Source organism: Paractinoplanes pyxinae (assembly GCF_026626335.1).
Classification (GTDB): Bacteria; Actinomycetota; Actinomycetes; order Mycobacteriales; family Micromonosporaceae; genus Actinoplanes; species Actinoplanes pyxinae.
In genome coordinates this window covers 190,650-213,555 of record NZ_JAPNTZ010000007.1, presented here as the reverse complement: position 1 = coordinate 213,555, position 22,906 = coordinate 190,650, and the positions used below count along the sequence as shown (strand labels likewise).

20 protein-coding genes and 1 pseudogene are annotated in these 22,906 nt (G+C 71.4%); 10 read left to right on the top strand and 11 right to left on the bottom strand.

Features of this window, described 5'->3' with window-relative positions:
* Positions 1-49: 49 nt before the first annotated feature.
* Both OWR29_RS20930 and OWR29_RS20925 read right to left on the bottom strand, forming a co-directional pair.
* Complete coding sequence (locus tag OWR29_RS20930) at positions 50-1,396, bottom strand: hypothetical protein (RefSeq protein ID WP_267564692.1); 1,347 nt, start codon at positions 1,394-1,396, stop codon at positions 50-52.
* Between the two features lie 8 nt (positions 1,397-1,404).
* Positions 1,405-2,019, bottom strand: coding sequence for a DUF4126 domain-containing protein (locus OWR29_RS20925; RefSeq protein WP_267564691.1), 615 nt, complete (start codon positions 2,017-2,019; stop codon positions 1,405-1,407).
* A 61-nt stretch (positions 2,020-2,080) separates the two neighbouring features.
* On the opposite strand from OWR29_RS20925, the gene nucS reads away from it, so the two are divergent.
* On the top strand, positions 2,081-2,740 hold the full coding sequence (gene nucS, locus OWR29_RS20920; RefSeq protein ID WP_267564689.1) for an endonuclease NucS: 660 nt from the start codon (positions 2,081-2,083) through the stop codon (positions 2,738-2,740).
* Positions 2,741-3,333: 593 nt separating this feature from the next.
* Positions 3,334-3,627, top strand: coding sequence for a hypothetical protein (locus tag OWR29_RS20915; protein ID WP_267564687.1), 294 nt, complete (start codon positions 3,334-3,336; stop codon positions 3,625-3,627).
* On the opposite strand, the gene OWR29_RS20910 is transcribed toward OWR29_RS20915, so the two are convergent.
* Genes OWR29_RS20910 through OWR29_RS20900 form a run of 3 tightly spaced genes read right to left on the bottom strand, consistent with a single transcriptional unit; the run spans position 3,624 to position 7,269 of the window.
* The gene (locus OWR29_RS20910; protein ID WP_267564686.1) at positions 3,624-5,117 is read right to left on the bottom strand and encodes a DUF6297 family protein; all 1,494 of its coding nucleotides are present in this window, start codon (positions 5,115-5,117) and stop codon (positions 3,624-3,626) included. The two genes, OWR29_RS20915 and OWR29_RS20910, sit on opposite strands and share 4 nt — an antisense overlap.
* A complete protein-coding gene (locus tag OWR29_RS20905; protein ID WP_267564684.1) occupies positions 5,114-5,761 on the bottom strand; it encodes an ABC transporter ATP-binding protein in 648 nt (215 codons plus the stop codon). The genes OWR29_RS20910 and OWR29_RS20905 overlap by 4 nt, the downstream gene beginning before the upstream one ends.
* Before the next feature lie 17 nt (positions 5,762-5,778).
* A complete protein-coding gene (locus OWR29_RS20900; RefSeq protein ID WP_267564682.1) occupies positions 5,779-7,269 on the bottom strand; it encodes an aldehyde dehydrogenase family protein in 1,491 nt (496 codons plus the stop codon).
* Between the two features lie 76 nt (positions 7,270-7,345).
* Here OWR29_RS20900 and OWR29_RS20895 point away from each other — a divergent pair, with 76 nt between their 5' ends.
* Both OWR29_RS20895 and OWR29_RS20890 read left to right on the top strand, forming a co-directional pair.
* Entirely contained in the window at positions 7,346-7,684 is a 339-nt protein-coding gene (locus tag OWR29_RS20895; RefSeq protein WP_438872630.1) for an Rv1322 family protein, read from the top strand.
* Between the two features lie 17 nt (positions 7,685-7,701).
* Positions 7,702-8,490, top strand: coding sequence for an alpha/beta hydrolase (locus tag OWR29_RS20890; RefSeq protein ID WP_267564681.1), 789 nt, complete (start codon positions 7,702-7,704; stop codon positions 8,488-8,490).
* On the opposite strand, the gene OWR29_RS20885 is transcribed toward OWR29_RS20890, so the two are convergent.
* The 4 genes from OWR29_RS20885 to mce form a co-directional block, all read right to left on the bottom strand.
* Positions 8,491-9,639: an AI-2E family transporter gene (locus OWR29_RS20885; protein WP_438872629.1), complete on the bottom strand. Its 1,149-nt coding sequence runs from the start codon at positions 9,637-9,639 to the stop codon at positions 8,491-8,493.
* 65 nt (positions 9,640-9,704) lie between these two features.
* Positions 9,705-11,180 (bottom strand): coiled-coil domain-containing protein, encoded by a 1,476-nt coding sequence (locus OWR29_RS20880; protein ID WP_267564680.1) that lies wholly within the window; start codon positions 11,178-11,180, stop codon positions 9,705-9,707.
* Between the two features lie 239 nt (positions 11,181-11,419).
* Positions 11,420-12,724 carry a DivIVA domain-containing protein gene (locus tag OWR29_RS20875; RefSeq protein ID WP_267564679.1) on the bottom strand — a complete coding sequence of 435 codons (1,305 nt, stop codon included), beginning with the start codon at positions 12,722-12,724 and terminating at the stop codon, positions 11,420-11,422.
* A 260-nt stretch (positions 12,725-12,984) separates the two neighbouring features.
* Entirely contained in the window at positions 12,985-13,473 is a 489-nt protein-coding gene (gene mce, locus OWR29_RS20870) for a methylmalonyl-CoA epimerase (protein WP_267564677.1), read from the bottom strand.
* A 99-nt stretch (positions 13,474-13,572) separates the two neighbouring features.
* On the opposite strand from mce, the gene OWR29_RS20865 reads away from it, so the two are divergent.
* A complete protein-coding gene (locus tag OWR29_RS20865) occupies positions 13,573-14,757 on the top strand; it encodes an acetyl-CoA C-acetyltransferase (RefSeq protein WP_267564675.1) in 1,185 nt (394 codons plus the stop codon).
* Entirely contained in the window at positions 14,754-15,707 is a 954-nt protein-coding gene (meaB, locus tag OWR29_RS20860; protein WP_267564673.1) for a methylmalonyl Co-A mutase-associated GTPase MeaB, read from the top strand. Before OWR29_RS20865 ends, meaB begins: the two co-directional genes overlap by 4 nt.
* A 4-nt stretch (positions 15,708-15,711) precedes the next feature.
* Here meaB and OWR29_RS20855 read toward each other — a convergent pair whose 3' ends face one another.
* Entirely contained in the window at positions 15,712-16,185 is a 474-nt protein-coding gene (locus tag OWR29_RS20855; RefSeq protein WP_267564672.1) for a hypothetical protein, read from the bottom strand.
* A gap of 124 nt (positions 16,186-16,309) precedes the next feature.
* Entirely contained in the window at positions 16,310-17,494 is a 1,185-nt protein-coding gene (locus OWR29_RS20850) for an FAD-dependent oxidoreductase (protein ID WP_267564670.1), read from the bottom strand.
* A 53-nt stretch (positions 17,495-17,547) separates the two neighbouring features.
* On the opposite strand from OWR29_RS20850, the gene OWR29_RS20845 reads away from it, so the two are divergent.
* From OWR29_RS20845 to OWR29_RS20830, 4 genes and pseudogenes are all read left to right on the top strand, one after another.
* Entirely contained in the window at positions 17,548-18,159 is a 612-nt protein-coding gene (locus tag OWR29_RS20845; protein WP_267564668.1) for a PadR family transcriptional regulator, read from the top strand.
* A 72-nt stretch (positions 18,160-18,231) separates the two neighbouring features.
* Positions 18,232-19,905, top strand: coding sequence for a coenzyme B12-dependent isobutyryl-CoA mutase large subunit (gene icmA / locus OWR29_RS20840; protein ID WP_267564666.1), 1,674 nt, complete (start codon positions 18,232-18,234; stop codon positions 19,903-19,905).
* 163 nt (positions 19,906-20,068) lie between these two features.
* The gene (locus tag OWR29_RS20835; protein WP_267564664.1) at positions 20,069-21,004 is read left to right on the top strand and encodes a tetratricopeptide repeat protein; all 936 of its coding nucleotides are present in this window, start codon (positions 20,069-20,071) and stop codon (positions 21,002-21,004) included.
* Between the two features lie 15 nt (positions 21,005-21,019).
* Positions 21,020-22,117: pseudogene (locus OWR29_RS20830) on the top strand (arginase family protein); the annotation flags it as partial.
* Between the last annotated feature and the right edge of the window lie 789 nt (positions 22,118-22,906).

The window sequence follows — 22,906 nt, the reverse complement described above, 5'->3', positions numbered from 1 at the left end:
CCGTAGCGCATGATGGGGGATTTTACCGATTTGCGTACGGATGAGGAGATTATGTGCTGCGTGTCGGCGCGGTCCGGTTACCCCGTGGCCGAGCCACCCCACGGGCGTCCGGCGTGGTCATCTCTTGCCACAGGCGGGCCGCCACCAGATCGGCCGCCTCGTTGTGCCAGCGCCGCAGGGTGCCGCGCGGCACGTACTGCCGGATCCACTCGACCGCCTGCCGGGTCTCGCGCTCCAGGCCGTCGGTCCGGGTTCGGGCGTACGGGTTGAGACCGAGCACCGAGCAGACGTGCAGCGCGTTGTAGTGCCGCCACTCGTCACCGGTCTCGAACTCGCCGGCCGGGCGCAGGCTGGTGACGCCCTCACGCAGCACCGCCCGCAGCTCGGTCGCCCGTTCGAGCGGCTGGTCGAGCGCCCGCCCGGTCAGCCGCCGGTCGACGGCGGGCAGGTCGGTGAGCGGGCTGCGCATCAGACGGCCCAGGTTGCCGAAATTGTCCAGGGCCTGCCGCGCGTACCGCAGAAAATCCTGCTCGGCCGTGGCCGGCAACCGGCGGCGCGACTGATGCCGGGGCAGCGCCTCGGCCAGCTGCAACAGGGAAGACCGGTGGCGGCGCAGCCGATCGTCGGAGTGGAAGGCCAGCAGGTCGAGCCCGCGGCGCACCGGCCCGCCCAGCCCGGTCACGGTCATCACCACGGCCAGCAGGGCGAACTGCAGGAACGTCAGCACCGGCTCGTCGTCGATCGCCAGCAGGGTGACCGCCACCGGCCCGCCCACCAGCACGGTGGCCATCACGGCCGCGGTGGCCGACCGGATCAGGTCGGGCCGCAGCCGCTCACCGGCGTCCACCGTCTCCGACACGGCGACCAGGAACCCGAGAATCAGCAGGTCGAGCCCCATCGCCGCGACCACCAGGCCGGACCAGCCCAGGTCGACCGGCAGCAGCAGGGCGGCCAAGGCCAGGGCGTACAGGGTGGCCGCGACGGCCAGGGCGGAAGTGAGCATCGGCGGCCGCACCTGATCGCGGAACCGCCACAACAGAATCAGCCCGCCCAGCAGCGGGGCCACCACTACCAGCCGGCCGGCCGCCGGCAGCAGCGCCGCCATCACCACAAACGGGCCGCCGAGGATCATCCAGCCCAGGTCGATCTGCCGCCGCTCGGGCACCGACGACGGCAGCAGAGCCACCGCCGTGCCCGCCCACAGCAGGGCGGGCACGCAGAACAGCACCTGCGCCGCCGTGCCGTCAGCGTCGACGGTCCACAGTGCCACCCCCACCGCGTACGCCAGAAGCGCAGCCGCCGCCCGCAGCGCCGCCGGCCGAACCGGATCGCGGCCGGCCAGGTAGCAGGCGGCCCACCACGTCAGGGCGAAGGCGGGAACGGCGAGGGCGGGCACCGGAAGAGTCAACCAAACAGCTGACGCTCGCCGGAAGCGGACACTGCCTTCCGGCGCCGTCGGCGGCGCACCACCCAGACGGCCGCGAACACCATCGCCACCAGTCCGACCAGGACCAATATCGGCAGCAGAATGGCCAGAACGGACATCACAACACTGCCGATGTCCTCCGCCGTGCTCGCCACCGGCGCCCCGAAACCGGCCGTTGTGGTGTTCACCACGGGCCGCGACGCCGCCTTGACGCCGTGCACGACGAGCGCGATCACCACGCCGGCCGCGATCGGCACCCACTGATGCGAGCCGAAGAACGAGCCGGGGTCGCTGACCGTCACCGTCTCGGAGGAAGAACCGGCGCCGAAGGCCAGACCGCCCGCGGTCGGCCGCACCACGGTCTGCACGACGTCGTTCACGTGGTCGACCACCGGCACCTTGTCCGCCACCACCTCGATGGCCAGCAGCAGGGCCAGGATGAGCAGGGTCCAACCGTTGGACAGCCAGCTCCAGCCGGTCGGCAGGTCGATCGTGTCGGTGTAGCGGGCGAGCACGCCCATGGTGATCAGGGGGATGTAGGCATTGAGCCCGGCGGATGCGGCCAGGCCGGTGCCGGTGAGCGCTTCGAGCACAACTCCAGAATGACAAACCGCCGCTTGTCTCGCTCAGCGCCGGTGCAGGTACTGTCGTCCGGTGCGTCTGGTCATCGCGAAATGCTCCGTCGACTACGTCGGACGGTTGTCCGCCCACCTGCCCACGGCCGTGCGCCTGGTGATGGTGAAGGCCGACGGCTCGGTCTCCATCCACGCCGACGACCGTGCCTACAAGCCGCTGAACTGGATGAGCCCGCCCTGCAAACTGCAGGAGGCACCGGGCGTCTGGAAAGTGGTGAACAAGGCGGGCGAAGAGCTCCGGATCACCCTCGAAGAGATCTTCCAGGACACCTCGTACGAGTTGGGTGTCGACCCGGGCCTGGTGAAGGACGGGGTCGAGGCCCACCTGCAAGAGCTGCTGGCCGCGCACCCGGAAACGTTCGGCGAGGGCTGGACCCTGGTCCGCCGCGAGTTCATGACGGCCATCGGCCCGGTCGACCTGCTGTGCAAGGACGCCACGGGCAAGTCGGTAGCCATCGAGGTGAAGCGCCGAGGCGAGATCGACGGAGTGGAGCAGCTGACCCGCTACCTCGAACTGATGAACCGCGACCCGCTGCTGGCGCCGGTGCAGGGTGTTTTCGCCGCTCAGGAGATCAAGCCGCAGGCCCGCGTGCTGGCCACCGACCGAGGCATCCGCTGTGTGGTCGTGGATTACGACAAGCTGCGCGGCATGGAGCGGGACGAGCTCACGCTGTTCTGAGGCTCGGGTCTTGAGTCAATCTTTGAAATCAGCGGCATCGGCTTGACTCCGCTCAGTGGCATGTTCGCGGCCACGTTGATATCTCTGTCCGGCGCAGCAACCTGATCATCCGATTCCGCTTCTGGCGGGAAGCGCGAGGGTCGCCTTGCGATCAAGCGAACGGGCGCAGCCTAAGGAGCTCGGTCAGAAGTCTGGCCAGCAGTGTCTTCGGGTCGGTTCGCTTTATCGTCCCTGGGTCGGCTGACGTGCCGTTATGAGTCTGGCCGTCGGCCGCAGCGGTCAGGTAACCTGCGTGTGCGCCGCCGGAGCTATAGATTTCTACGCATAAATTCCGGTGTGGGTCGTCCATGGGGCTTGTCAGAGCCACATGAGTCGGTCCAGGGAGGTCGTGCCGACTGCCGGACTCCTGGGGTGTTGTGGGAGCACCGCGCAAGTTGAGAGCCGAGACTACAAGCGTTGGAAACGGTCTTGAGGCAGACCGTGTAGTACCTGAGTTCTTGCGCAGTCGGTGCGGGATCTCAGCTTCACCAGTCATGAACTGGTCGAGCTGAGCCCTGCGCACTTCTCGACCAACCGAGTCGAGGAGCGGCGCTGTGGGGATTGAGGACCCTGCGATCTGGCTCGTGCTGAGCGGAACCGTAAGTACGGCACTGATGACCGCCATGGGCTTGGGCTTTAAGGTCTGGCGCGAGAAGATCCGGGCGGGAAGCCGCAACAAGAACCTTGTGGAAGCCCTCAAGGACGTCAAGCCCGAAGATCGTCCAGCGATCATCAAGGCTGTCGCTGAACTGGAGCGGCCGGCGGATGAATCACCTCCGGTAGGCGAAATCGTTCCGTCGGTGACACGGAGGCCGCGCAAAACCGTTCGAGATTCGGCACGCGACTAATGCGAGAGCTCGGTGCGGTCGTCGCCGGTTGTGCCGGACAGGTAGAAGCGGGCGCCGGCTCCGCCGATCACGGCTTGGATCAGGACCGTGGACCAGTCGAGGTGGCCCTGGGCGATGGCTATCCAGGCCGGGATGCCCAGCAGCAGCATGTCGGGGCCCATGACGGCGTTGACCAGCGGGCCGGTCGACAACGTGCCCATCGGCGTGTCGAGCGGCAGCAGTTCGTTGCGGACGAAGCCGACTCGGGCTCGGTGGACGGCGGCGGCTGCGCCGACCGGGCCCAGGACCAGGCCGAGCGCCCACCACGGGCCGGCGGACAGGTCGCCGACGACGTCGAGCAGGGTCAGGGCGAAGGCGGCCCACAGCGAGGCCAGCACGCCCGGCACCCACAGGCGCTGCAGGACGGCTTGGCGGGAGGAGAGTCCGAGCAGGCGCAGCAGCACCGGGTTGCCGGCGTCGGTTTTGACGTTGCCGGTGGCGGTCATGCCGGCGATCAGCAGGCCGACCAGCACGGCCGCTCCCAGCACCCAGCCCGGGGCGGACCCGAGCAGGACCGGCAGGGAGGCGCCTAACAGCAGCCACAGCAGGCGGCTGCGGCGGCGCAGGGTGAGCAGCACGTCCTGGGCCACCAGCACCGGCAGGCGGGGGAACAGGCGGGTCGAGCGCAGCCGCCGCCGGGCCCAGTAGCGGCGTTCGATCATGTCGGTCAGGAACGAAGGCTCGATGCCGAAGGCGGTGTCGAAGAGGGTGCCGGCGGTGCGGGAGGCATCGAGGATGCGGTCGCTCGGGGTCGCGGCCAACGAGCGGATCACCAGGGCGAGTACGGCCAGCACCACCACCGCGGCCACGCCGACGGCGGGGCCCAGAACGGCGACTGTGGGCCAGCGGTCGACCGATGCGGGCTCGTCGAGCGTCGTGGACACCACCAGGCCGGCCAGTCCGGCCGCGAACACCACGCCCACCACCCGGTCCAGCACCAGGCCCCAGCGGCCGCCGGCCTGGGCGGCTGTCGCGATCAGCAGCAGGGCCAGGCCGATCAAGGCGCCGCCGGTCACCAGCAGGGCTACCTCGTCGCCGGCCTCGGAGCGGGGGGCCGCGTGGCCGGCGATGGCCAGGGCGGCCACGGCGCCGATCACCGTGGCCACGATGGCGGTGATGCGCAGGGACGGCAGGAGCAGGCGGCGACGGCTGACCGGGGCCGGCAGCAGCCAGGACGCGGCGGGGCGGCTCAGGGCCAGCGGGCCGAACCGGCGGAGCGCTAGGTAGAGCAGGCCGTAGATGACCGCGACCAGGGATGCGGCGGCCAGGGCCGAAGCGTCGGGGGTGGGTGGCCAGAAGATCTCGCCCACCTGGCGGTGGAACATGCCGCCGATGATCGCGATGGTCAGGACGCCCACGTAGAGGCTGCCGAGAGTCGCGCCGCGCTCGCGGTGGGCGGACTGGGTGCGGCTGATCCACCGGCGGACGGGGGCCAGGGGGACGACGGTCATGGCGTGACCGCGCTGAGCGATTCCATGGTGGTGATGGCGGCGCCGGAGGCCTGGGCGAACGAGTCGTCGTGGCTGGCCATCAGCAGGGAGCCGCCGCCCTCGACGTAGTCGGCGAGCAGGCCGGCCACGTCGGCCCGGCCCTCGCGGTCGAGGCGTTGCTCGGGCTCGTCGAGGATGAGCAGGGAACTCGGGCGCAGCAGGGCGATGGCCAGCACCAGGCGCTGTTTCTGACCGGATGAGAGCGAGGGTGGGATGGCGTCGGCGTGGTTGGCCAGCCCGAAGCGTTCCAGCGCCTCGTCGACGCCGGCTTGGTCGGGATCCTGGCCGTGGGCGCGGCACACCAGTTCGGCGTGCTCGCGCGCGGTCAGGCCGGGATACCAGGTGGGCGGCTCGACCGTGGTCACCACGGCCCGCCAGAACTCGGGGGTGGCGCCGGGGTCGCCGCCGAAGACGTGGATGGTGCCCTCGTCGGGCTGCTGCAGGCCGCTCACGCAGCGCAGCAGCGTCGACTTGCCGATGCCGTTCTCGCCGACCACGCAGACGCCCTGGCCGCGCGGGACGGTCAGCGAGACACCCACCAGTACGGGTGTGGAGCCATAGCCGACATGCAGGCCGTCGACCTCGACAGCGGGATGATCCACCACTTCACGGACGGTAGCAGTTACTTGCGCCCGTAAAGAATCCGCAGTGCCTTGACGATGGTGGCCACCTGCGCGGGTGTGCGCTCGAAGGTCATCGCGGGCAGAACCGAAGGTCCCCGGCGTACGGTGATCGACTTGGCCCGGGCGAACTCGCGCAGCCCGTCCTCGCCGTGGATGCGGCCGAAGCCGGACTCGCCGACGCCGCCGAACGGCAGGTTGCCCATGCCCACGAAGGTGAGCGTCGAGTTGACGGCGACCATGCCGGAGCGCAGCTTGCGGGCGATGCGCAGCGCGTTCTTCCGGCCGAAGACCGCCCCGCCCAGCCCGTACGCGGTGCTGTTGGCCTTTTCGACGGCCTCGTCGGCGTCGGCCACCTTGGTGATGGTGAGCGTCGGCCCGAACGTCTCGTCGCTGATCTCGCGGGAGTCGGCCGGCACGTCGACCAGGACGGTGGGGGAGACGTACGGCGGCTGCACGGCGTCGGAGCCGCCCAGCACGGCCCGGCCGCCCTTGGCCAGGGCGTCGTCGATGTGGTCGCGGATGATGTCGATCTGGCGGGGCATCGTGATGGGGCCGATCTCTTCACCCGTACGCAATTGGCCTGCCTTTTCGACGACGGCGCTCACGAACGCGTCGTAGACCGGCGCGACCGCGTAGACCCGCTCGATGCCGATGCACGTCTGGCCGGCGTTGGTCATGGAGCCCCACACCGCCGCCTCGGCCGCGGCCGGGATGTCGGCGTCGGCGTCGACGATCAGCGCGTCCTTGCCGCCGGCCTCGATCACGGCCGGAACCAGGTTTTCGGCGCAGGCGGCCAGCACCTTCTTGGCGGTGGCGGTGGAGCCGGTGAACGCCATCTTGCCCACGCCCGAGCGGCACAGCGCGGCCCCGGTGTCGCCCAGCCCGTGCACCGCCTGCAGCACCGGCTGCTCGGGCACCACCTCGGCGAACGTGTCGACCAGCCACTGGCCGACGATCGGGGTGTACTCGCTGGGCTTGAAGACCACCGCGTTGCCGGCCGCCAGCGCGCCGCTGATCGGGCCGACCGGGGTGAGGATCGGGTAGTTCCAGGGGCCGATGACGCCCACCACACCGTACGGCTGGTATTCCAGGTGGCCGGAGTGCTCGGCGGTCAGCAGGCGGGTGCGCACCTTGCGCGGCCCGAGCACCCGTCTGGCGTTGTGGGCGGCCCAGTCGAGATGCTCGACGGCGGCGGTGCCCTCGACGATCGCGTCGGCGGCCGGTTTGCCGGTCTCGAGGCTGGTCAGCTGGGCCAGCTCGTCGATCCGGCGGACGATCAGCGAGCGCCAGCGCAGCAGCCGCTCGCGGCGGCCGTCGTAGCCCAGGGCCTGCCACCAGAGTGCGGCCTCGGCGGCGCGGCGGACGGTCTCGTTCACGGCCTCGACGTCGGCGACCGGCACCCGGCCGGCCTCCGCCCCCGAGGCGGGGTTCGTGGAGATCAGTACGCCGTCTTCGACGACCGGCTGGCCGGGCACTCGGGTAGCGGTCATGAACGCGAGTGTAATTCGCTTGTTACCCGCGAGTCACGAGCCGAGCGTGATCGGCGTTACCCGTACGCTGGTAAATGTGAGTCCCCGCCGTAACCACTCTCGCCGCCGCCCCGGCGCCGAGCCGCCCCGGGCGCTGACCGACGAACGGGTCCGCAAGGGCATCGAGGGTGTGCAGCAGTGGCAGGACGGCGAGTGGATGGTGCGGTCGATCTTCGGCGGGGCCGCCGCGAAGACGTACCGGTGTCCCGGCTGCATGCAAGAGATCCGGCCCGGCGTGGCGCACGTGGTGGCGTGGCCGATCGACGGCCGGGGCGACGAGACCGACCGGCGGCACTGGCACACCGGTTGCTGGAAGGCCCGCGACCGGCGCGGCCCGGGCGTGGAGCGCTCCCGCAACGCCCCGCGCTACGGATAAAAGGAACCCTGAGACACATGACCCAACCGATTCGCGCCAACTCGATCCTGCCCGCGCACCGCGAGGACATCGAGTTGCAGACCGCCGACGGCCTCACCCTCGTCGGCGAGCTGGCCCGCCCGCTCGACCGCGAGCCCGTGGCCACCCTGATCTGCCTGCACCCGCTGCCCACCCACGGCGGCATGATGGACAGCCACGTCTTCCGCAAGGCGGCCTGGCGGCTGCCCGCGCTGGCCGGGATCGCCGTGCTGCGCTTCAACACGCGCGGCACGTCCAGCGTGCGCGGCACCAGCGAGGGCGCGTTCTCGAAGGGCGTCGACGAGAAGTACGACGTGGCCGCGGCCATCGAGTACGCCGAGTTCGCCGACCTGCCCAACATCTGGCTGGTCGGCTGGTCGTTCGGCACCGACCTGACGCTGATGCACGGGCTCGACCCGGCCGTGGCCGGCGCGATCCTGCTGTCGCCGCCGCTGCGCTTCTCGCAGCCGGAGCATCTGGCCGCCTGGGCCGCCGACGGCAAGCCGCTGACCGCGATCGTGCCCGAGTTCGACGACTACCTGCGCCCGGCCGAGGCGCAGGAGCGGTTCGCCGCTGTGCCGCAGTGCGAGGTGCTGCCGGTGGCGGGCGGCAAGCACCTGTGGGTCGGTGACGCCGAGAAGGTGCTGGACGAGATCGTGCAGCGGGTCGCGCCGGCGGTGGCGGTGCCGTTGCCGCGTACGTGGGAAGGTCCGATGGAGACGGGCGACATGAACGCCTACGCGGACCGGACGACCTCCGCCTTCAAGCAGGTGCCGATGCCGGAGTGATCACCGGGCTTCCTGGCTCGGCACGATCACCTCACGCATGATCAGCTGGATGGCGGCCACCATCGGGATCGCCACCAGCGCGCCCACCACGCCGAACAGCGCCACCCCGAGCAGCGCGGCCACCACGGCCGCCACGTCGCTGACCTTCACCGAGCGGCGCATCACGTTCGGATAGATCAGATAGTTCTCGATCTGCTGGTAGAGCAGGAAGAACACCGCGCAGATGATGCCGTCGGTCAGCGACGAGGCGAAGCCGACCAGGCTCACGATGATCGCGCCCAGCGTGGCCCCGATCTGCGGGATCAGGTCGGTGATGGCCACCACCACGGCCAGCGCGAACGGGTAGGCCAGCCCGAGGATCACGGCCAGGAACCAGGTGCTGGCCCCGGCCAGCACGGCGATCGAGATCGCGCCGACCATGTACGCCCCGACCTTGGTCAGGATCTCGTCGGTGAGCAGTCGCACCCGCACCCGGCGCGAGGCCGGCACCAGCGAATAGCCCGTCTCGCGGATCCGGTCGAACGAGGCCATGAAATAGATGGTCAGCACCAGCACGGTGAGCAGGTTGAAGATCGTGCCGGCCAGCATGCGGCCCACGCCGACCACGCCGCCCACCGCGTTGCCGACCGTGCCCGCGTTGAGCGCGCTGGTCACCCGGTTGACGATGTCGTACCGCTGGACCAGCTCGTTGATCGTCTCGTTGCGCTGCAGGCTCTGGATGTATTCGGGGACGTTCTCGACGAGCTGGGTGGTCTGGCTGACCAGCGGCGGGATCAGCGCGACGATGCCACCGGCGAGCAGCGCGACCACGGAGAGCGCCACGATCGCCACGGCGAACCCGCGCGGGACGCCCCAGCTGCGCAGCCGGACCACCGCCGGGTTGAGCCCGATGGCCAGGAAGAGCGCGATGAAGATCAGGACGAGGATGCCGGCCGCGTTGCGCAGGCCCAGAAAGATCGCGTACGCGAGGATGATGCCCAGTCCGCCCAGCAACCCGATCATGAACGGATTGCGGCGGTCGAGCGGTGGGCCGGGCCGGCCGAAGCGGCCCGCCAAGTGGTCTTCGGCCGGTTTGTCGAGTGCCTCGTCGTCGTCCGGAGCCGGCGTCTCGACCGGCAGATCCTCGTCCTGAGCCACCGGTTCCTCCACAGGGGTGGGAGCCGGTGGTTTCCGCGCCGGCCGAACAGTTACGGCGCGACGCTATCGCACGCGTACTACTCGGCGTCGGCGCCCACTCGGGAGGCCGGCGGGACGGTCACCTTGGCCGACGCCGTGACCTTGGCCGGGGCGGCCGCCTTGTCGGCCGGGCCGGCCGGCTTGTCGGCCGCATGGGCGCCGCCCGGAGCGGCGGCGTCGTCGGCGGCGTGAGCGCCGGCCGGGCCGGAGGAGTCGGCGGCGTGGGCGCCGACCGGGCCGGTGGAGTCGTCGGCGGTCTCGTCCGGCTCGTCGGATGAGCCAGCCGCGGCGAGCACCGCGGCCGCGGCCAGTTCGGCCACCCGCTTGGCCTCTTTCTGCACCTGGCGGCGGACGTCGGCGGCGTGCCGCTCGGCGGCCTCGCCGGCCTGCTTGGCCTCGGCCAGCCGGGCCAGCTCGGACTCGAGCTCTTTGCGGACGGTGACCAGGCGCTTGTCGACCTGGGCGGCCTCGTCGGCGCCGGCCCGGGCCCGGCCCTGGGCGGCGGCCAGGTCACGCTCGGCCTCGGCCACCTTTACCCGGGCCGCCTCGAGCTCGCGGCCGGCCTCGGCGATCTTCTCTTGCTGACCGGCGATCTCTTTACGGGCGGCGCCGGCCTGCTCCTCGGAGCGGCGCAGCACCTCTTCGGCGTAGCGGTCGGCCTCGCTGCGCAGGTCGGCGCACTGCTTCTCGACGCCGGCCCGCATCTGGGCCAGCTCTTGCGCGGCGGCCTGACGCTTCTTGTCCAGGTCTTGCTCGATGGCGGCCGTCTGCTCGGCGTGGGCCCGGTCGGCCGCGGCGCGCTGGGCGTTGATCTCTTGCTGGGTCTTGTCGCGCAGCGCCTTGATCTCTTGATCGGCCTGCATCCGGGTCGACTTCACGTAGCCGTCGGCCTCGGCGCGGACCCGCATGGCCTGCTGCGCCGTCTGCTCGGTGAGCTGCTGAGCGTCGGCCCGGGCCCGGGTGAGCGTGTTTTCCGCCTCAGCCCGCATCTGCTCGGCCGACTGCCGGGCCGCGGCCAGCGCCTTGTCCGAGGCGGCGCGCTTGGCCGCGTCGGCCCGCTCCTCCTCGGCCCGGCGGGCGGCCAGCGCGATCTCGAAGTCGCGAATGCCGTTGTGGGCGTGGCCCTCGGCCTCGGCCCGGATGCGCTCGGCTTCGGCCAGGCGGCCGGCGATGTCGTCGGTGGCCGATGCCTTGATCGCCTCGGCCTGTTCCTCGGCCAGGGCCAGGATCTGCTCGACCCGCGGGCCCAGGTGGCGGAACGAGACCTCGGCGCCCAAGCCGTTCTGCTTGCGGACCTGCACCACCTCTTGCTGGAGGCGCTCGATCTGCGCGTTCATGGCCTGCATCTGCGAGTACGCCTGCTCGCGCTCGGCCGCCAGCGCGGCGATCTCGTTCTCGGCCCGGGCGACGTAGCGTTCGACCTGCTTCTTCTCGTAGCCCCGGAGAGCGATGTCGAAGCTGGGTTCGGTGGCCGCGTCTCCGCCGAGACCAAGGATTTCACCGCCGTGCGACATGCTGTCCATCCTCACATACGCGGGGTCCGGCCTCGGGGGGATACACACCCTCCCGGGCGGAGTATGCGTCTAGTTGTGATTTGTCTGACCCTGCTTGCGCCAACCGGGCTAACCCGCAACGAGCGAGGCCGTACCGGAGAAACTCCGATACGGCCCCGCATCGATGGCTGGTGACCGCGCGCCACCCACGGTCGCGCACCCGGATGAAGGTCGCAACCGCTGGGGCGCCGGTCGGCGCGTCAGGAATTCGTCTTGGCCGGCACCGGCTTGCTGTCGGCCTCGGCGGCCGGCTTCGGAGCCTCGGGGCCGCGCGGAGCGGGCGCCGCCTCGGCCGCCTTGGCCGCGGCCTCGGCGGCCTTGGCCGGACCGACGCCGGGCACCAGGCCGGACAGGCCGGACAGCATCTGGCCGAGCTGGTTGGTGACCGCGTCCTTCTGGCGGGTCAGGTCTTCCACCTCGCGCTTGGCGGCCTGGGTGGTGAGCTCGGCCTCGCTGCGGGCCTCGCTGAGCTGACGCTGCGCCTCGGCCCGGGCCTCGCTGATCGTCTTCTCGGCCAGGGCGCGGGCCTTGTCGGTGGTCTCGGCCGCGTTGCGCTCGGACTCGATGCGGCGCTGCTCGGCCCGCTGGGAGATCTCCTTCGAGCGGTCCTCGGCGGCGCGGGCGCGCTCCTCGGCCTCGGCCACCATCTTCTGCGTGGCGCTGACCTGGGCGGCGTGGCGCTGCGATTCCTCGCGCTCGGCCTTCTCGCGCCGCTCGGCGATCTCGAGCGCGAGGGCCTGCAGGTCTTTGTCGCGCTTGTCGCGGGCGTCGGTGAGCAGCTTGGTCGCCTCGGCGCGCTTCTCTTCCGCCTCGCGGGAAGCCTTGGCCCGCTGCTGGGTGATCTCGCGCTCGGCCGTGGCCCGCAGCGAGGCGACCTCACGCTCGACCGTGGACTTGAGCTCGGCCACCTCGTGCGCGGTGACCGTACGCAGCTGCTTGGTCTCGCGGTCGGCGTCGGAGCGCAGCGTGTCGGCCTCGCGCCGGGCCTGCACCCGGGCCTCGGCCGCCTCACGCTCGGCGTGGGTGCGCACCTGGCCGGCCTCGCGCTCGGCGGTGGCCTTCATGGCGGCGGCCTCGGCCCGCGCCTTGTCGGTGATCTCGCGGGCCTCGAGGCGGGCGGCGGAGAGGATGCCCTCGGACTCTCGCTTCGCCTCGCTCCGGTGGTCGTTGGCCTGTTCCTCGGCCAGCCGCAGGATCTGCTCGACCCGGGTGCCCAGCCCGGAGAGCGTCGGCCGGTTGTTCTCTTCCAGCAGCTTGTTGCTGTCGGCCAGCTTCTGCTCGACCGCGTTGAGCCGTTGCTCGGCCTGGCGCAGGCGGCGCTGGGCGTCGTTCATCCGCTGCTCGGCCTCGCCACGGGCCTGCTCGGACTGGTTGAGCGCGGCGACTAGGCGGCCGAGGTGGGCGTCCACCTGCCCGCGGTCGTACCCGCGGAGCACGACGGTGAAGTCGTGCTGGGAGTTCGCGGTGTCGAAGAACGCCAAATTCTGATCCTGCTGCTGGGGCATTGGGCCATCCTGGCGAAGACGCACGAGCCACGCAAGACCGGACGTGCATCGGAAAAGACACGTAGATCAGCTTTGAGCAGGCCCGCGATGCCGCAGGTCCACCGTTCGGCCGGAGCACGCCACCCGGGCGGCGGGCCATGTCCGGCCCGTCGTCACCTGCTGTATCCGGGGTTGGCCGGAGCACCGTCGAACGAGGACCGGCGGCACGGCCCGCCCTGCTTCGAAATCCTGCCAGGATGCTGCCCTTCCGTCAGGATGATTCACCCTTTAGGGTCATCAAGCCGGGCAGGCTCCACCAATTCCACCAGAACACCGCCGGCGTCCTTCGGGTGCACGAAGTTGATCCGCGACCCGGCGGTGCCGCGGCGCGGGGTGTCGTAGAGCAGACGCAGACCGCGGGCGCGCAGCGCGGCCGAGGCGGCCTCGACGTCGGCCACGGTGTAGGCCAGCTGCTGCAGCCCGGGACCGCTGCGGTCGAGGAACTTGGCGATGGCGGAGTCGGGCCGCAGCGGCGCGAGCAACTGGATGCGCGGGCCGGCGCCGTCGCCGACCGCCAGCATCGCTTCCCGCACGCCCTGCTCCTCGTTGGCCTCCTCGTGCACGCACCGCAGCCCGAAGGTGTCGGCATAGAAGGTCATCGCGGCGTCCAGGTCGGCCACGGCGATGCCGACGTGATCAACTCGCAGCAGCCCTACCTCGCCGGATGTGACATTCTCGGGGTAAGTGGCACTAGGTGGAAGCTCGGTCATCCTATTAGTCTTGCCTGAACGGCCGTTAAGGCCAACGCGGGGTCCCCCCATCGTCCCCGCGCGGCAGCACTCCTCCTCGGCAGAACGGAAGCCAAGACCGTGGTCAGCTCGGTGATCGTGAGCGGCGCCCGCACCCCCATGGGCCGCCTGCTCGGCAACCTCAAGAACCTGCCGGCCACCACGCTCGGCGGCTACGCGATCGAGGCCGCCCTCTCGCGCGGCGGCGTCCGGCCCGATCAGGTGCAGTACGTCATCATGGGCCAGGTGCTGCAGGCCGGCGGCGGCCAGATCACGGCCCGCCAGGCGGCGGTCGCGGCCGGCATCCCGATGACCACCCCCGCCCTCACCGTCAACAAGGTGTGCCTGTCCGGGCTCGACGCGATCGCGCTGGCCGATCAGCTGATCCGGGCCGGCGAGTTCGACATCGTCGTGGCCGGCGGCATGGAATCGATGACCAACGCGCCCCACCTGCTGATGACCCAGCGCCAGGGCATCAAGTTCGGCGACGTGCTGGTGCGCGACCACACCGCGTACGACGGTCTGATCGACCCGTGGGACGGCACCTCGATGGGCGAGTCGACCGAGCGCAGCGGCGTCGCCCTGGGCATCACCCGGGCCGAGCAGGACGCGTTCGCCGCGCTCAGCCACCGGCGCGCGGCCGCCGCCCAGCGCGAGGGCCGCTTCGCCGAAGAGATCGTGCCGGTCCGGGCCGGTCAGCGGGCCGACGACCCGGTCGTCGACACCGACGAGGGCGTGCGGCCCGACGCCACCGCCGAGTCGCTGTCCAAGCTTCGGCCCGCCTTCACCCCCGGCGGCACGATCACCGCGGGCAGCTCGTCGCCGATCTCGGACGGCGCGGCCGCGGTCGTGGTGATGAGCAAGGCCAAGGCCGAGGAGCTCGGGCTGCGCTGGCTGGCCGAGATCGTCGCCCACGGCAACGTGGCCGGCCCCGACAACTCGCTGCAGTCGCAGCCGGCCAACGCCATCAAGCACGCGCTGAGCAAGACCGACCTGGCCGTCGAAGACCTCGACCTGATCGAGATGAACGAGGCCTTCGCCCAGGTCGTGCTGCAGTCGATGCGCGAGCTCAAGGTCGACGAGGAGATCGTCAACGTCAACGGCGGGGCGATCGCGCTGGGCCATCCGATCGGCATGTCGGGCGCCCGGCTGGTGTTCACGCTGGCGCTCGAGCTGCAGCGCCGGGGCGGCACCTACGGCGCGGCCGGCCTGTGCGGCGGCGGTGGCCAGGGCGACGCGCTGATCATCAAGGCTGCCGGGGCGTGAGTCCGGGGCACGACGTCGAAGCGCTGGTGGCCAAGGCGCGGGGCGGTGACGCGCGGTCGGTGGCCCGGCTGATCAGCCTGGTCGAGAACGGTCATCCGGCGCTCCCGCAGGTGGCTGCCGCGCTGGCCCCGTACGCGGGAAACGCCCAGGTCGTCGGGCTGACCGGTTCACCCGGCGTGGGCAAGTCGACCACCACCAACGAACTGGTGCGCGCGCTGCGGGCGAGCGGCAAGCGGGTCGGGGTGCTCGCAGTCGACCCGTCGAGCCCGTTCACCGGCGGGGCCATCCTGGGCGACCGGATCCGCATGCAGGACCACACCACCGATCCCGGCGTCTACATCCGCTCGATGTCCAGCCGGGGTCAGCTCGGCGGTCTGGCGGCGGCGACACCCCAGGCCGTACGTGTTCTGGAGGGCGCCGGCTGCGAGGTGATCCTGGTCGAGACGGTCGGGGTGGGCCAGGCCGAGGTCGAGATCGCCTCGCTCGCCGACACGACGCTGGTGCTGCTCGCGCCGGGCATGGGCGACGCCATCCAGGCGGTCAAGGCCGGGGTGCTCGAGGTGGCCGACGTGTTCGTCATCAACAAGGCCGACCGGCCCGGCGCCGACGCCACCTACCGCGACATCCAGGGCATGCTCGGCCTCGGCGAACGCGCCCCGGGCGACTGGCGGCCGCTGGTGGTGCGGGCGACGGCGGTCAAGAGCGAGGGCATCGACGACGTCGTGGCCGCGATCGAGAAGCACCGGGCCTGGATGGAGGCCAACGACGCCCTGCAGGCCCGGCGGGAGCGCCGGGCCTCGGTCGAGGTCGAGGCGATCGCCCTGGGCACTTTGCGCGCCCGCATCGGCGACCTGCGCGAGGGGACGGCGTTGAGCACGCTCGCGGCGGCGGTCGCGAAGGGCGAGCTCGACCCCTACGCGGCCGCCGAAGAGCTGATCAAGGGCCTGTAGCGCCTCAGATCAGCACGTCCAGCGCGTGGTAGAGGCGGGACGTGGTGGTGTCGATCTGGGCCAGGCGGGACGCCGGCAGCCCCGAGGTCAGGGCGACCCGGCGCTCGGCCGCGGCCCGGGTCAGCAGCACGCCGACCTGGGACGAGGTGCGGTCGATGATCGCCTGGCGGGCCAGCTCGTCGAACGGGTCGACATCGGCCGCCCGCTCGTTGCTGCGCGAGGTCTTGGCGGTCATCGTGGCCGTGCGCACCGCGGTGGCGGCGTCGCGGGCCAGGCTGTCGGCGTAGGCGGCGGTCGGCTGCACGGCGGCCACCGCGGGCACGGCCGGCGTCTGGGCCTGCACGACGCTCGGCGCTGCCTCGGCCGGCTTGGCCGCGGCCGCCAGGACCGTCGACTGCAGCACCGTCGACTGCAACAGAGGGTGAAGATAGGTGGCCGTGGTGCCGGCCGCCCGGGGGAACGTGACGGGGTTGACCATGGTGTCCCCTCCCTTCGTAGCGATGACGTAGTCCCAGCTTAGGGCGTTGCGGAGTGGTTGCCGACCGGGTGAACGGCGGTATCGGCCGTCGACCGGATTCTTACTAAGAGTGACCGAAAAGCTCTCAAGTGAGCCGGTGGTCGAGGATCCAGGCCTGCGGGTCGCCCTTGCGGTACGCGAGCTTCATGAACAACGGGAACATGGCGTCCCGGATGGCCGCTCCGACCGGGCCGGCCGTCTTGCCGCTGCCGTTGCGCCGGCCGACCGCGACGATCCGCTCGACCCGGCGGCGGCGCCGCTGCTCGTAGGCGGCGAGTCCGTCGGCCGGGTCGGTCGTGCCGTCGAGGCAGAGCCCCAGGGTGACCGCGTCCTCGAACGCCATTGACGCGCCCTGACCCGATGACGGCGCGACCGCGTGGGCGGCGTCGCCGATCAGCACGGCCCGCCGGGTCCGCCAGGTCGGCACGCGCTTGAGGTCGTCGGTGTTCCACGGGCCGAGCACCTCGGGCGTGGCCCGGACGATGGCCGCGGCCGGCGTGGCATCGCCCTCGAAGAGCTCGATCAGGTACGCACGCCACGACTCCTCCGTGAACTCGCCCGGCCGCACCGGCTGCTTGCGCGGCGGGTTGGCGAACCACCAGATCGAGCCGTCGGGCGCCGTGGTCCAGCCGAAGAACGCCCGCTTGCCGAACGCCATGTGCACCATGCCGGGCGCCTGACCGGCCGCTGCGGCCACCGGTCCGTCGGTGAAGCCGCCCGCGTTCAGCAGGCCCAGGTACTGCGGCGCCGGGCCGTCGGGGTCGAGCAGTTCCCGCGTACGCGATTGGATCCCGTCCGCCCCGACCAGGAGCTCACCCTCGGCGCCTGACCCGTCGGCGAAGGTGATGCTCACCCCGCCCGGTCCCTCGGTGAAGCCGCGCAGGGCCTTGCCGTACTCGATGGGAATGCCCCGCTCGGTGGCCGCCGCGCGCAACGCCGCGTAGAGGTCGGCCCGCTTGATCGTCGTGGTGGTGGTGCCGTCCTCGGCCGGACCGCCCAGGGGCAGCACGGCCAACTCGCGACCGCTGCCGTTGAGCATCGTCAGCTTCGGGGTCGGGAAGCCGGCCGCCGTGACGACGGACGGGTCGAGGTCGAGCGCGCGCAGGGCGGACAGGCCGTTCACGGCCACGGTGAGGAACGCGCCGAGCTCGCCGGCGCCGGGGGAGCGGGCCTCGAAGACGCGGGGCGCCCAGCCGGCCCGCTGCAGGGCGAGCGCGGCGACAGTGCCGGCGATGCCGCCGCCGGCGATCAGTGCGATTGGCTTAGTCATGCAATGACTATCCATCGTATGACTATGCACGGTCAACCCCTTAGGCTTGATCGGTGGCCACCTCCGAACCCCGGCGCTCGACGCTGGGCATGCTGCTGCTGGCGCTGCTCATCGAGGCGCCCACGCACCCGTACCGGATGCAGCAGATGATCAAGGAAAGAGGGCAGGACCAGCTCGTCAACGTGGCCCAGCGCAACAGCGTCTACCAGGCGCTCGACCGGCTCGAGCGGGACGGCCTGGTCCGCCGGGGCAGCACCGCGCGCGAGGCCGGCCGGCCCGAGCGCACGGTCTACGAGATCACCGAGGACGGCTCGGCCACCCTCAGGAACTGGCTCGTGAGCGCGCTGCCCACCCCGGCCCGCGAGTTCCCCGAGTTCCCGGCCGCGCTGGCCTTCATCGCCCTGATGGACCCGGGCGACGTCCGTGACCTGCTCGACCGCCGGGCCGAGGTGCTGGCGGCCAAGGTCGCGGCCATGCGCGCGGCGGCGCCGCCGGGCCTGCCCCGGCTGTTCCTGATCGAGGACGAGTACCGCGCGGCCGTGCTCACGGCCGAGATCGCGTGGCTGCGCGCGGTGGTGGCCGATCTGGACTCGGGCGCGCTGACCTGGGATCTCGAGCTGATCCAGCAGACGCTCGCGGAGTTCAGCCCGGCGCGGCCGGATTGACCCTGTGTGGCTTCTTCTCGGTCGCCAAACTGGCCTTAGCGATCGTTCAGGAATGGCTCTAGGATGTCGGGCATGGACGCAGCCGACATCGCCGCCGGACGCGAGCGCTGGCAGCGGCGCTACGACGCCGCCCGCAAACGGGACGCCGACTTCACGACTCTCTCCGGTGCGACGGTCGAGCCGGTGTACGGCCCGCCCGCCGGGGCCGGCTATCCAGGCTTCGACCGCATCGGCTGGCCGGGCGAGTTCCCGTACACACGGGGCCTCTACCCGACCGGCTATCGGGGGCGCACGTGGACGATCCGGCAGTTCGCCGGCTTCGGCAACGCGCGGCAGACCAACGAGCGCTACAAGATGATCCTGGCCGCGGGCGGGGGCGGCCTGAGCGTCGCGTTCGACATGCCGACGCTGATGGGCCGCGACTCCGACGACACCCAGTCGGCCGGCGAGGTCGGGCACTGCGGCGTCGCCATCGACTCGGCGGCCGACATGGACGTGCTCTTCGACGGCATCGACCTCGAGAAGACCACGACCAGCATGACCATCTCGGGCCCGGCCGTGCCGATCTTCTGCATGTACCTGGTGGCGGCCGAGCGTCAGGGCGCCGACCTGCACAAGCTCGACGGCACGCTGCAGACCGACATCTTCAAGGAGTACATCGCGCAGAAGGAGTGGCTGTTCCAGCCCGAGCCGCACCTGCGCCTGATCGGCGACCTGATGGAGTACTGCGCCCGCGAGATCCCGCGCTACAAACCGCTCTCGGTCAGCGGCTACCACATCCGTGAGGCCGGCTCGACCGCGGCGCAGGAGCTGGCGTACACGCTGGCCGACGGTTTCGGGTACGTCGAACTGGGGCTCTCGCGCGGGCTCGACGTCAACCAGTTCGCGCCCGGCCTGAGCTTCTTCTTCGACGCGCACATCGACTTCTTCGAAGAGATCGCCAAGTTCCGGGCGGCCCGCCGCATCTGGGCCCGCCACCTGCGCGACGACTACGGCGCGACCAGTGAGAAGGCGTTGTGGCTGAAGTTCCACACGCAGACGGCCGGTGTCTCGCTGACCGCGCAACAGCCGGTCAACAACGTCGTCCGTACGGCGGTCGAGGCGCTGGCCGCCGTGCTCGGGGGCACGAATTCGCTGCACACCAACGCGCTCGACGAGACGCTGGCCCTGCCCACCGACGAGTCGGCCGAGATCGCGCTGCGCACCCAGCAGGTGATCATGGAAGAGACGGGTGTGGTCAACGTGGCCGACCCGCTCGGCGGCTCCTGGTACCTGGAAGAACTGACCGACCGCATCGAGGCCGAGGCCGAAGAGATCTTCGCGCGCATCCGCGAACTGGGTGAGGACGGCTCGATCACGGCCGGCATCCTGCGCGGCATCGAGGACGGCTGGTTCACGTCCAACATCGCCGAGGCGGCGTTCGTGTACCAGCAGGCGGTCGAGAAGGGCGACAAACGTACGGTCGGGGTCAACGCCCACACCAGCACCGTGGCCAAAGAGCTCGAGATCCTGCGGGTGTCGCACGAGGTCGAGGTGGAACAGAACCGTGCGCTCGGGGCCCGGCGGTCGCAGCGTGATCCCGTACGTGTGAAGGCGGCTCTCGACCGGATGGTGGAGCTGGCCCGCACTGGCGAGAACATGATTCCCGCCATGCTCGACGCGGCCCGGGCCGAGGCGACGCTGGGCGAGATCTGCGGGGTGCTGAAGGACGAGTGGGGGATCTATCGGGAGCCCGCCCGGTTCTGAGGTCTCTCGCCTTCAAATCGGACAAAAGGCGTGGCGGTCGGGCGGATCTTGCGGATCCGCCCGGCAGGGCCGAGGATCGGCGGAAACGTGCTCCTGTGACGTCCGATATCAGCTGTCCCACGGCGCGACGGAGCGCCTTGTCAGCGTGCGAGACTAGGTAACCATGAGCGACCCACGGACCACTCCGTCGATCTTCACCCGCGGCGCGGTCGATCTCAGCGCGCTGCGGGCACCGGCCCCGTCCCCGGCGGCCCAGCCCGCCGCCCCCAGCCAGCCCGACGACGGCCCGTCCGGCCCCATCCCCGGCGGCCTGCCCGGCGGCATCGCCCCCGAGACGATCATCGACGTCACCGAGGCCAACTTCCAGACCACGGTGCTCGAGCGGTCGCTGAGCACCCCGGTCGTCCTCGACTTCTGGGCCGACTGGTGCGAGCCGTGCAAGCAGCTGTCGCCGATCCTCGAGCGGCTGGCCGCGGCGGGCGGCGGCTCGTGGGTGCTGGGCAAGGTCGATGTGGACGCCAACCCGCGCCTCGCTCAGGCGCTGCGCGTGCAGGGCATCCCGATGGTCGTCGCCGTGGTCAACGGCCAGCTCGTCGAGGGCTTCACCGGCGTGCTGCCCGAGGCCCAGGTCAAGCAGTACATCGACGCGGTGCTAAAGGCGGGCGGGGTCTCGGTCGAGGCGCCGGCCGACCCCCGGCTCGACGCGGCCGACGACGCCCTCATGGTGGGCGACCTCGACGAGGCCGAGGCGGCCTACCGCAAGATCCTGGCCGAGCACCCGGCCGACGCGGCCGCCGAGTCCGGCCTGGCCCAGGTCGAGCTCTACCGCCGCATCACCGGCGCCGACCCGGCCACCGCCGTGGCCAAGGCCGACGCCTCGCCCGACGACATCGACGCCCAGCGCCTGGCGGCCGACATCGAAGTGCTCAGCGGCGACGCCGACAAGGCGTACGCCCGGCTGGTGGCCCTGGTCAAGCGCACCTCGGGCGACGAGCGCGAGGCCGTCCGCAAGCACCTGCTCTCGCTGTTCAGCGTGGCCGGCCCCGACGACCCCGCGGTCGCCGGAGCCCGGCGCGCCCTGGCCAGCGCCCTCTTCTAGGCAGGGAGCCGCCCCGTGCGCCGCATCGCCGTCCTCGACGCACCGTCCAATCTCGGTCTGCGCCCGCCGACCGTGACGTCGGTGCCGGGGTGCGCCAAGGCGCCCGGGGCCCTGCGCGACCACGGGCTGCTGGCCAAGCTCGACGCCCGCGACGCCGGCTGCCTGACCCCGCCCCGCTACGACGCCGGGGACTGGCGGCCGGGCGACGGCGTGGCCATGGCGCCCCAGATCGCGGCCTACTCGCGGGCGCTGGCCGACCGCATCGGCGCCATCCTCGACGCGGGCGAGTTCCCGGTCGTCCTGGGCGGCGACTGCTCGATCGTCCTGGGCTCCGGCCTGGCCATGCACCGCCTGGGCGAGGCGGTCGGCGGCCGCATCGGCCTGGTCTTCGTCGACGGCCACTCCGACTTCCGCCACCCCGGCAACGCGTCCTATGTGGGCGCCGCCGCCGGCGAGGACCTGGCCCTGGTCACCGGCCGCGGCCAGGCCGACCTGGCCGCCATCGAGGGCCGCCGCCCCTACTTCCGCGACATCGACGTGGTGGTCATGGGCATCCGCGCCCAGGACGAATACCGCCTCGACCTGCAGGCCGCCGGCATCGTCACCCGCCCGGTCCCCGCGCTACGAGCCGAAGGCGCCGCACGCAGCGCCCAGTGGGCCCGAGACCAGCTGGTCGACTGCGCCGGCTACTGGGTCCACGTCGACGTCGACGTGCTGGACCCGGCCGTGATGCCGGCCGTCGATGCGCCGTCCCCCGGCGGCATCGCCTTCCCGGAGCTCGAAATCCTGCTGGCCGGCCTGGTCGAGTCCCCGCACTGCCTCGGCGTCGAGATCACCGTCTTCGACCCCGACTACGACCTCGACGGCGCCTACGCGGCCGAGATCGTCAGCACCGTGACGGCCGGCCTGGCCGCCGCCCACACGGTGACCCCGCGCCCCGATCTGATCGCCGCCCGGGCCGACCTCAACCGCCCCGAGGCCGTCCAGAGCCCGGCCGCCCGCAACCTCCTCAACCGCCTGACCCCCGCTCCCGCCGACCACTCTCCCTCCGCCGAAAGCGCCGAGCCCACCGACGTTCCCGACGCCGCGGAAGCCACCGACGACGACAGTCCGCAGTCGGCCGACGGGCAGCCCGCCTCTGACGAGCAGCGTTCCGCCACCGACGTGCAGCCTTCCGCCTCTGACGAGCAGCCTTCCGCCACCGACGACCGGCCGGAGCCCTCAGCGGACGACGCTCCCCGCGAGCCCGTCGGCGCGCCCAGCCGACCCCGGCTGGCCGACCGCCTGAACGGCTTGGATCTGGCCGCCGGCTTCAAGCGCCCCGAGCGAGCGGCCGGCCTGAACCGCCCCGAGCCGGGCGGCTTGAACCGTCCCGAGCCGGGTGGCTTGAACCGTCCCGAGCCGGGTGGCTTGAACCGTTCCGAGCCGGGCGGCTTGAACCGCACGGAGCCAGGTGGTCTCAACCGCATCGAGCCAGGTGGCCTGAACCGCCCCGAGCCTGGTGGTCTGAATCGGTCTGGGGAGGGCGGTTCGGATCCGTCCGAGCCGGGTGGCTTGGGCCGGTCCGAGTTGATCGGTTCGAACCCCTCCGAGCCCGGTGGTCTGGGCCGGTCTGAAACCGGTGGCTCAAACCCGTCCGCGTCGAGCGGCTTGGACCGGTTCGGGGCTGACGAATCGGACCGCTCCGAGCCTGATGACCCGGACCGCTCCGAGGCGGGCGACCCGGACCGCTCCGAGGCGGGTGACCCGGACCGCTCCGAGCCGGCCCGCCTCGGCCGTTCCGATTCGGACGACGACGGCGAGACCGCGCCGAGCAGCCCGACCCGGTCCGAGCCTGACTCGGGCCTCGATCGCGCCCGGCTTGCTGGCGGTTTGAAACGTTCTGACCTCTTTGCGAGCCTC

What these genes read in the sequence shown, in the direction of transcription:
- OWR29_RS20910 (WP_267564686.1), bottom strand. Translation starts at nt 5,117, where the DNA reads ATGACCGTCGTCCCCCTGGCCCCCGTCCGCCGGTGGATCAGCCGCACC.
- OWR29_RS20900 (WP_267564682.1), bottom strand. Translation starts at nt 7,269, where the DNA reads ATGACCGCTACCCGAGTGCCCGGCCAGCCGGTCGTCGAAGACGGCGTA.
- OWR29_RS20890 (WP_267564681.1), top strand. Translation starts at nt 7,702, where the DNA reads ATGACCCAACCGATTCGCGCCAACTCGATCCTGCCCGCGCACCGCGAG.
- OWR29_RS20880 (WP_267564680.1), bottom strand. Translation starts at nt 11,180, where the DNA reads ATGTCGCACGGCGGTGAAATCCTTGGTCTCGGCGGAGACGCGGCCACC.
- OWR29_RS20875 (WP_267564679.1), bottom strand. Translation starts at nt 12,724, where the DNA reads ATGCCCCAGCAGCAGGATCAGAATTTGGCGTTCTTCGACACCGCGAAC.
- mce (WP_267564677.1), bottom strand. Translation starts at nt 13,473, where the DNA reads ATGACCGAGCTTCCACCTAGTGCCACTTACCCCGAGAATGTCACATCC.
- OWR29_RS20855 (WP_267564672.1), bottom strand. Translation starts at nt 16,185, where the DNA reads ATGGTCAACCCCGTCACGTTCCCCCGGGCGGCCGGCACCACGGCCACC.
- OWR29_RS20850 (WP_267564670.1), bottom strand. Translation starts at nt 17,494, where the DNA reads ATGACTAAGCCAATCGCACTGATCGCCGGCGGCGGCATCGCCGGCACT.
- icmA (WP_267564666.1), top strand. Translation starts at nt 18,232, where the DNA reads ATGGACGCAGCCGACATCGCCGCCGGACGCGAGCGCTGGCAGCGGCGC.
- OWR29_RS20835 (WP_267564664.1), top strand. Translation starts at nt 20,069, where the DNA reads ATGAGCGACCCACGGACCACTCCGTCGATCTTCACCCGCGGCGCGGTC.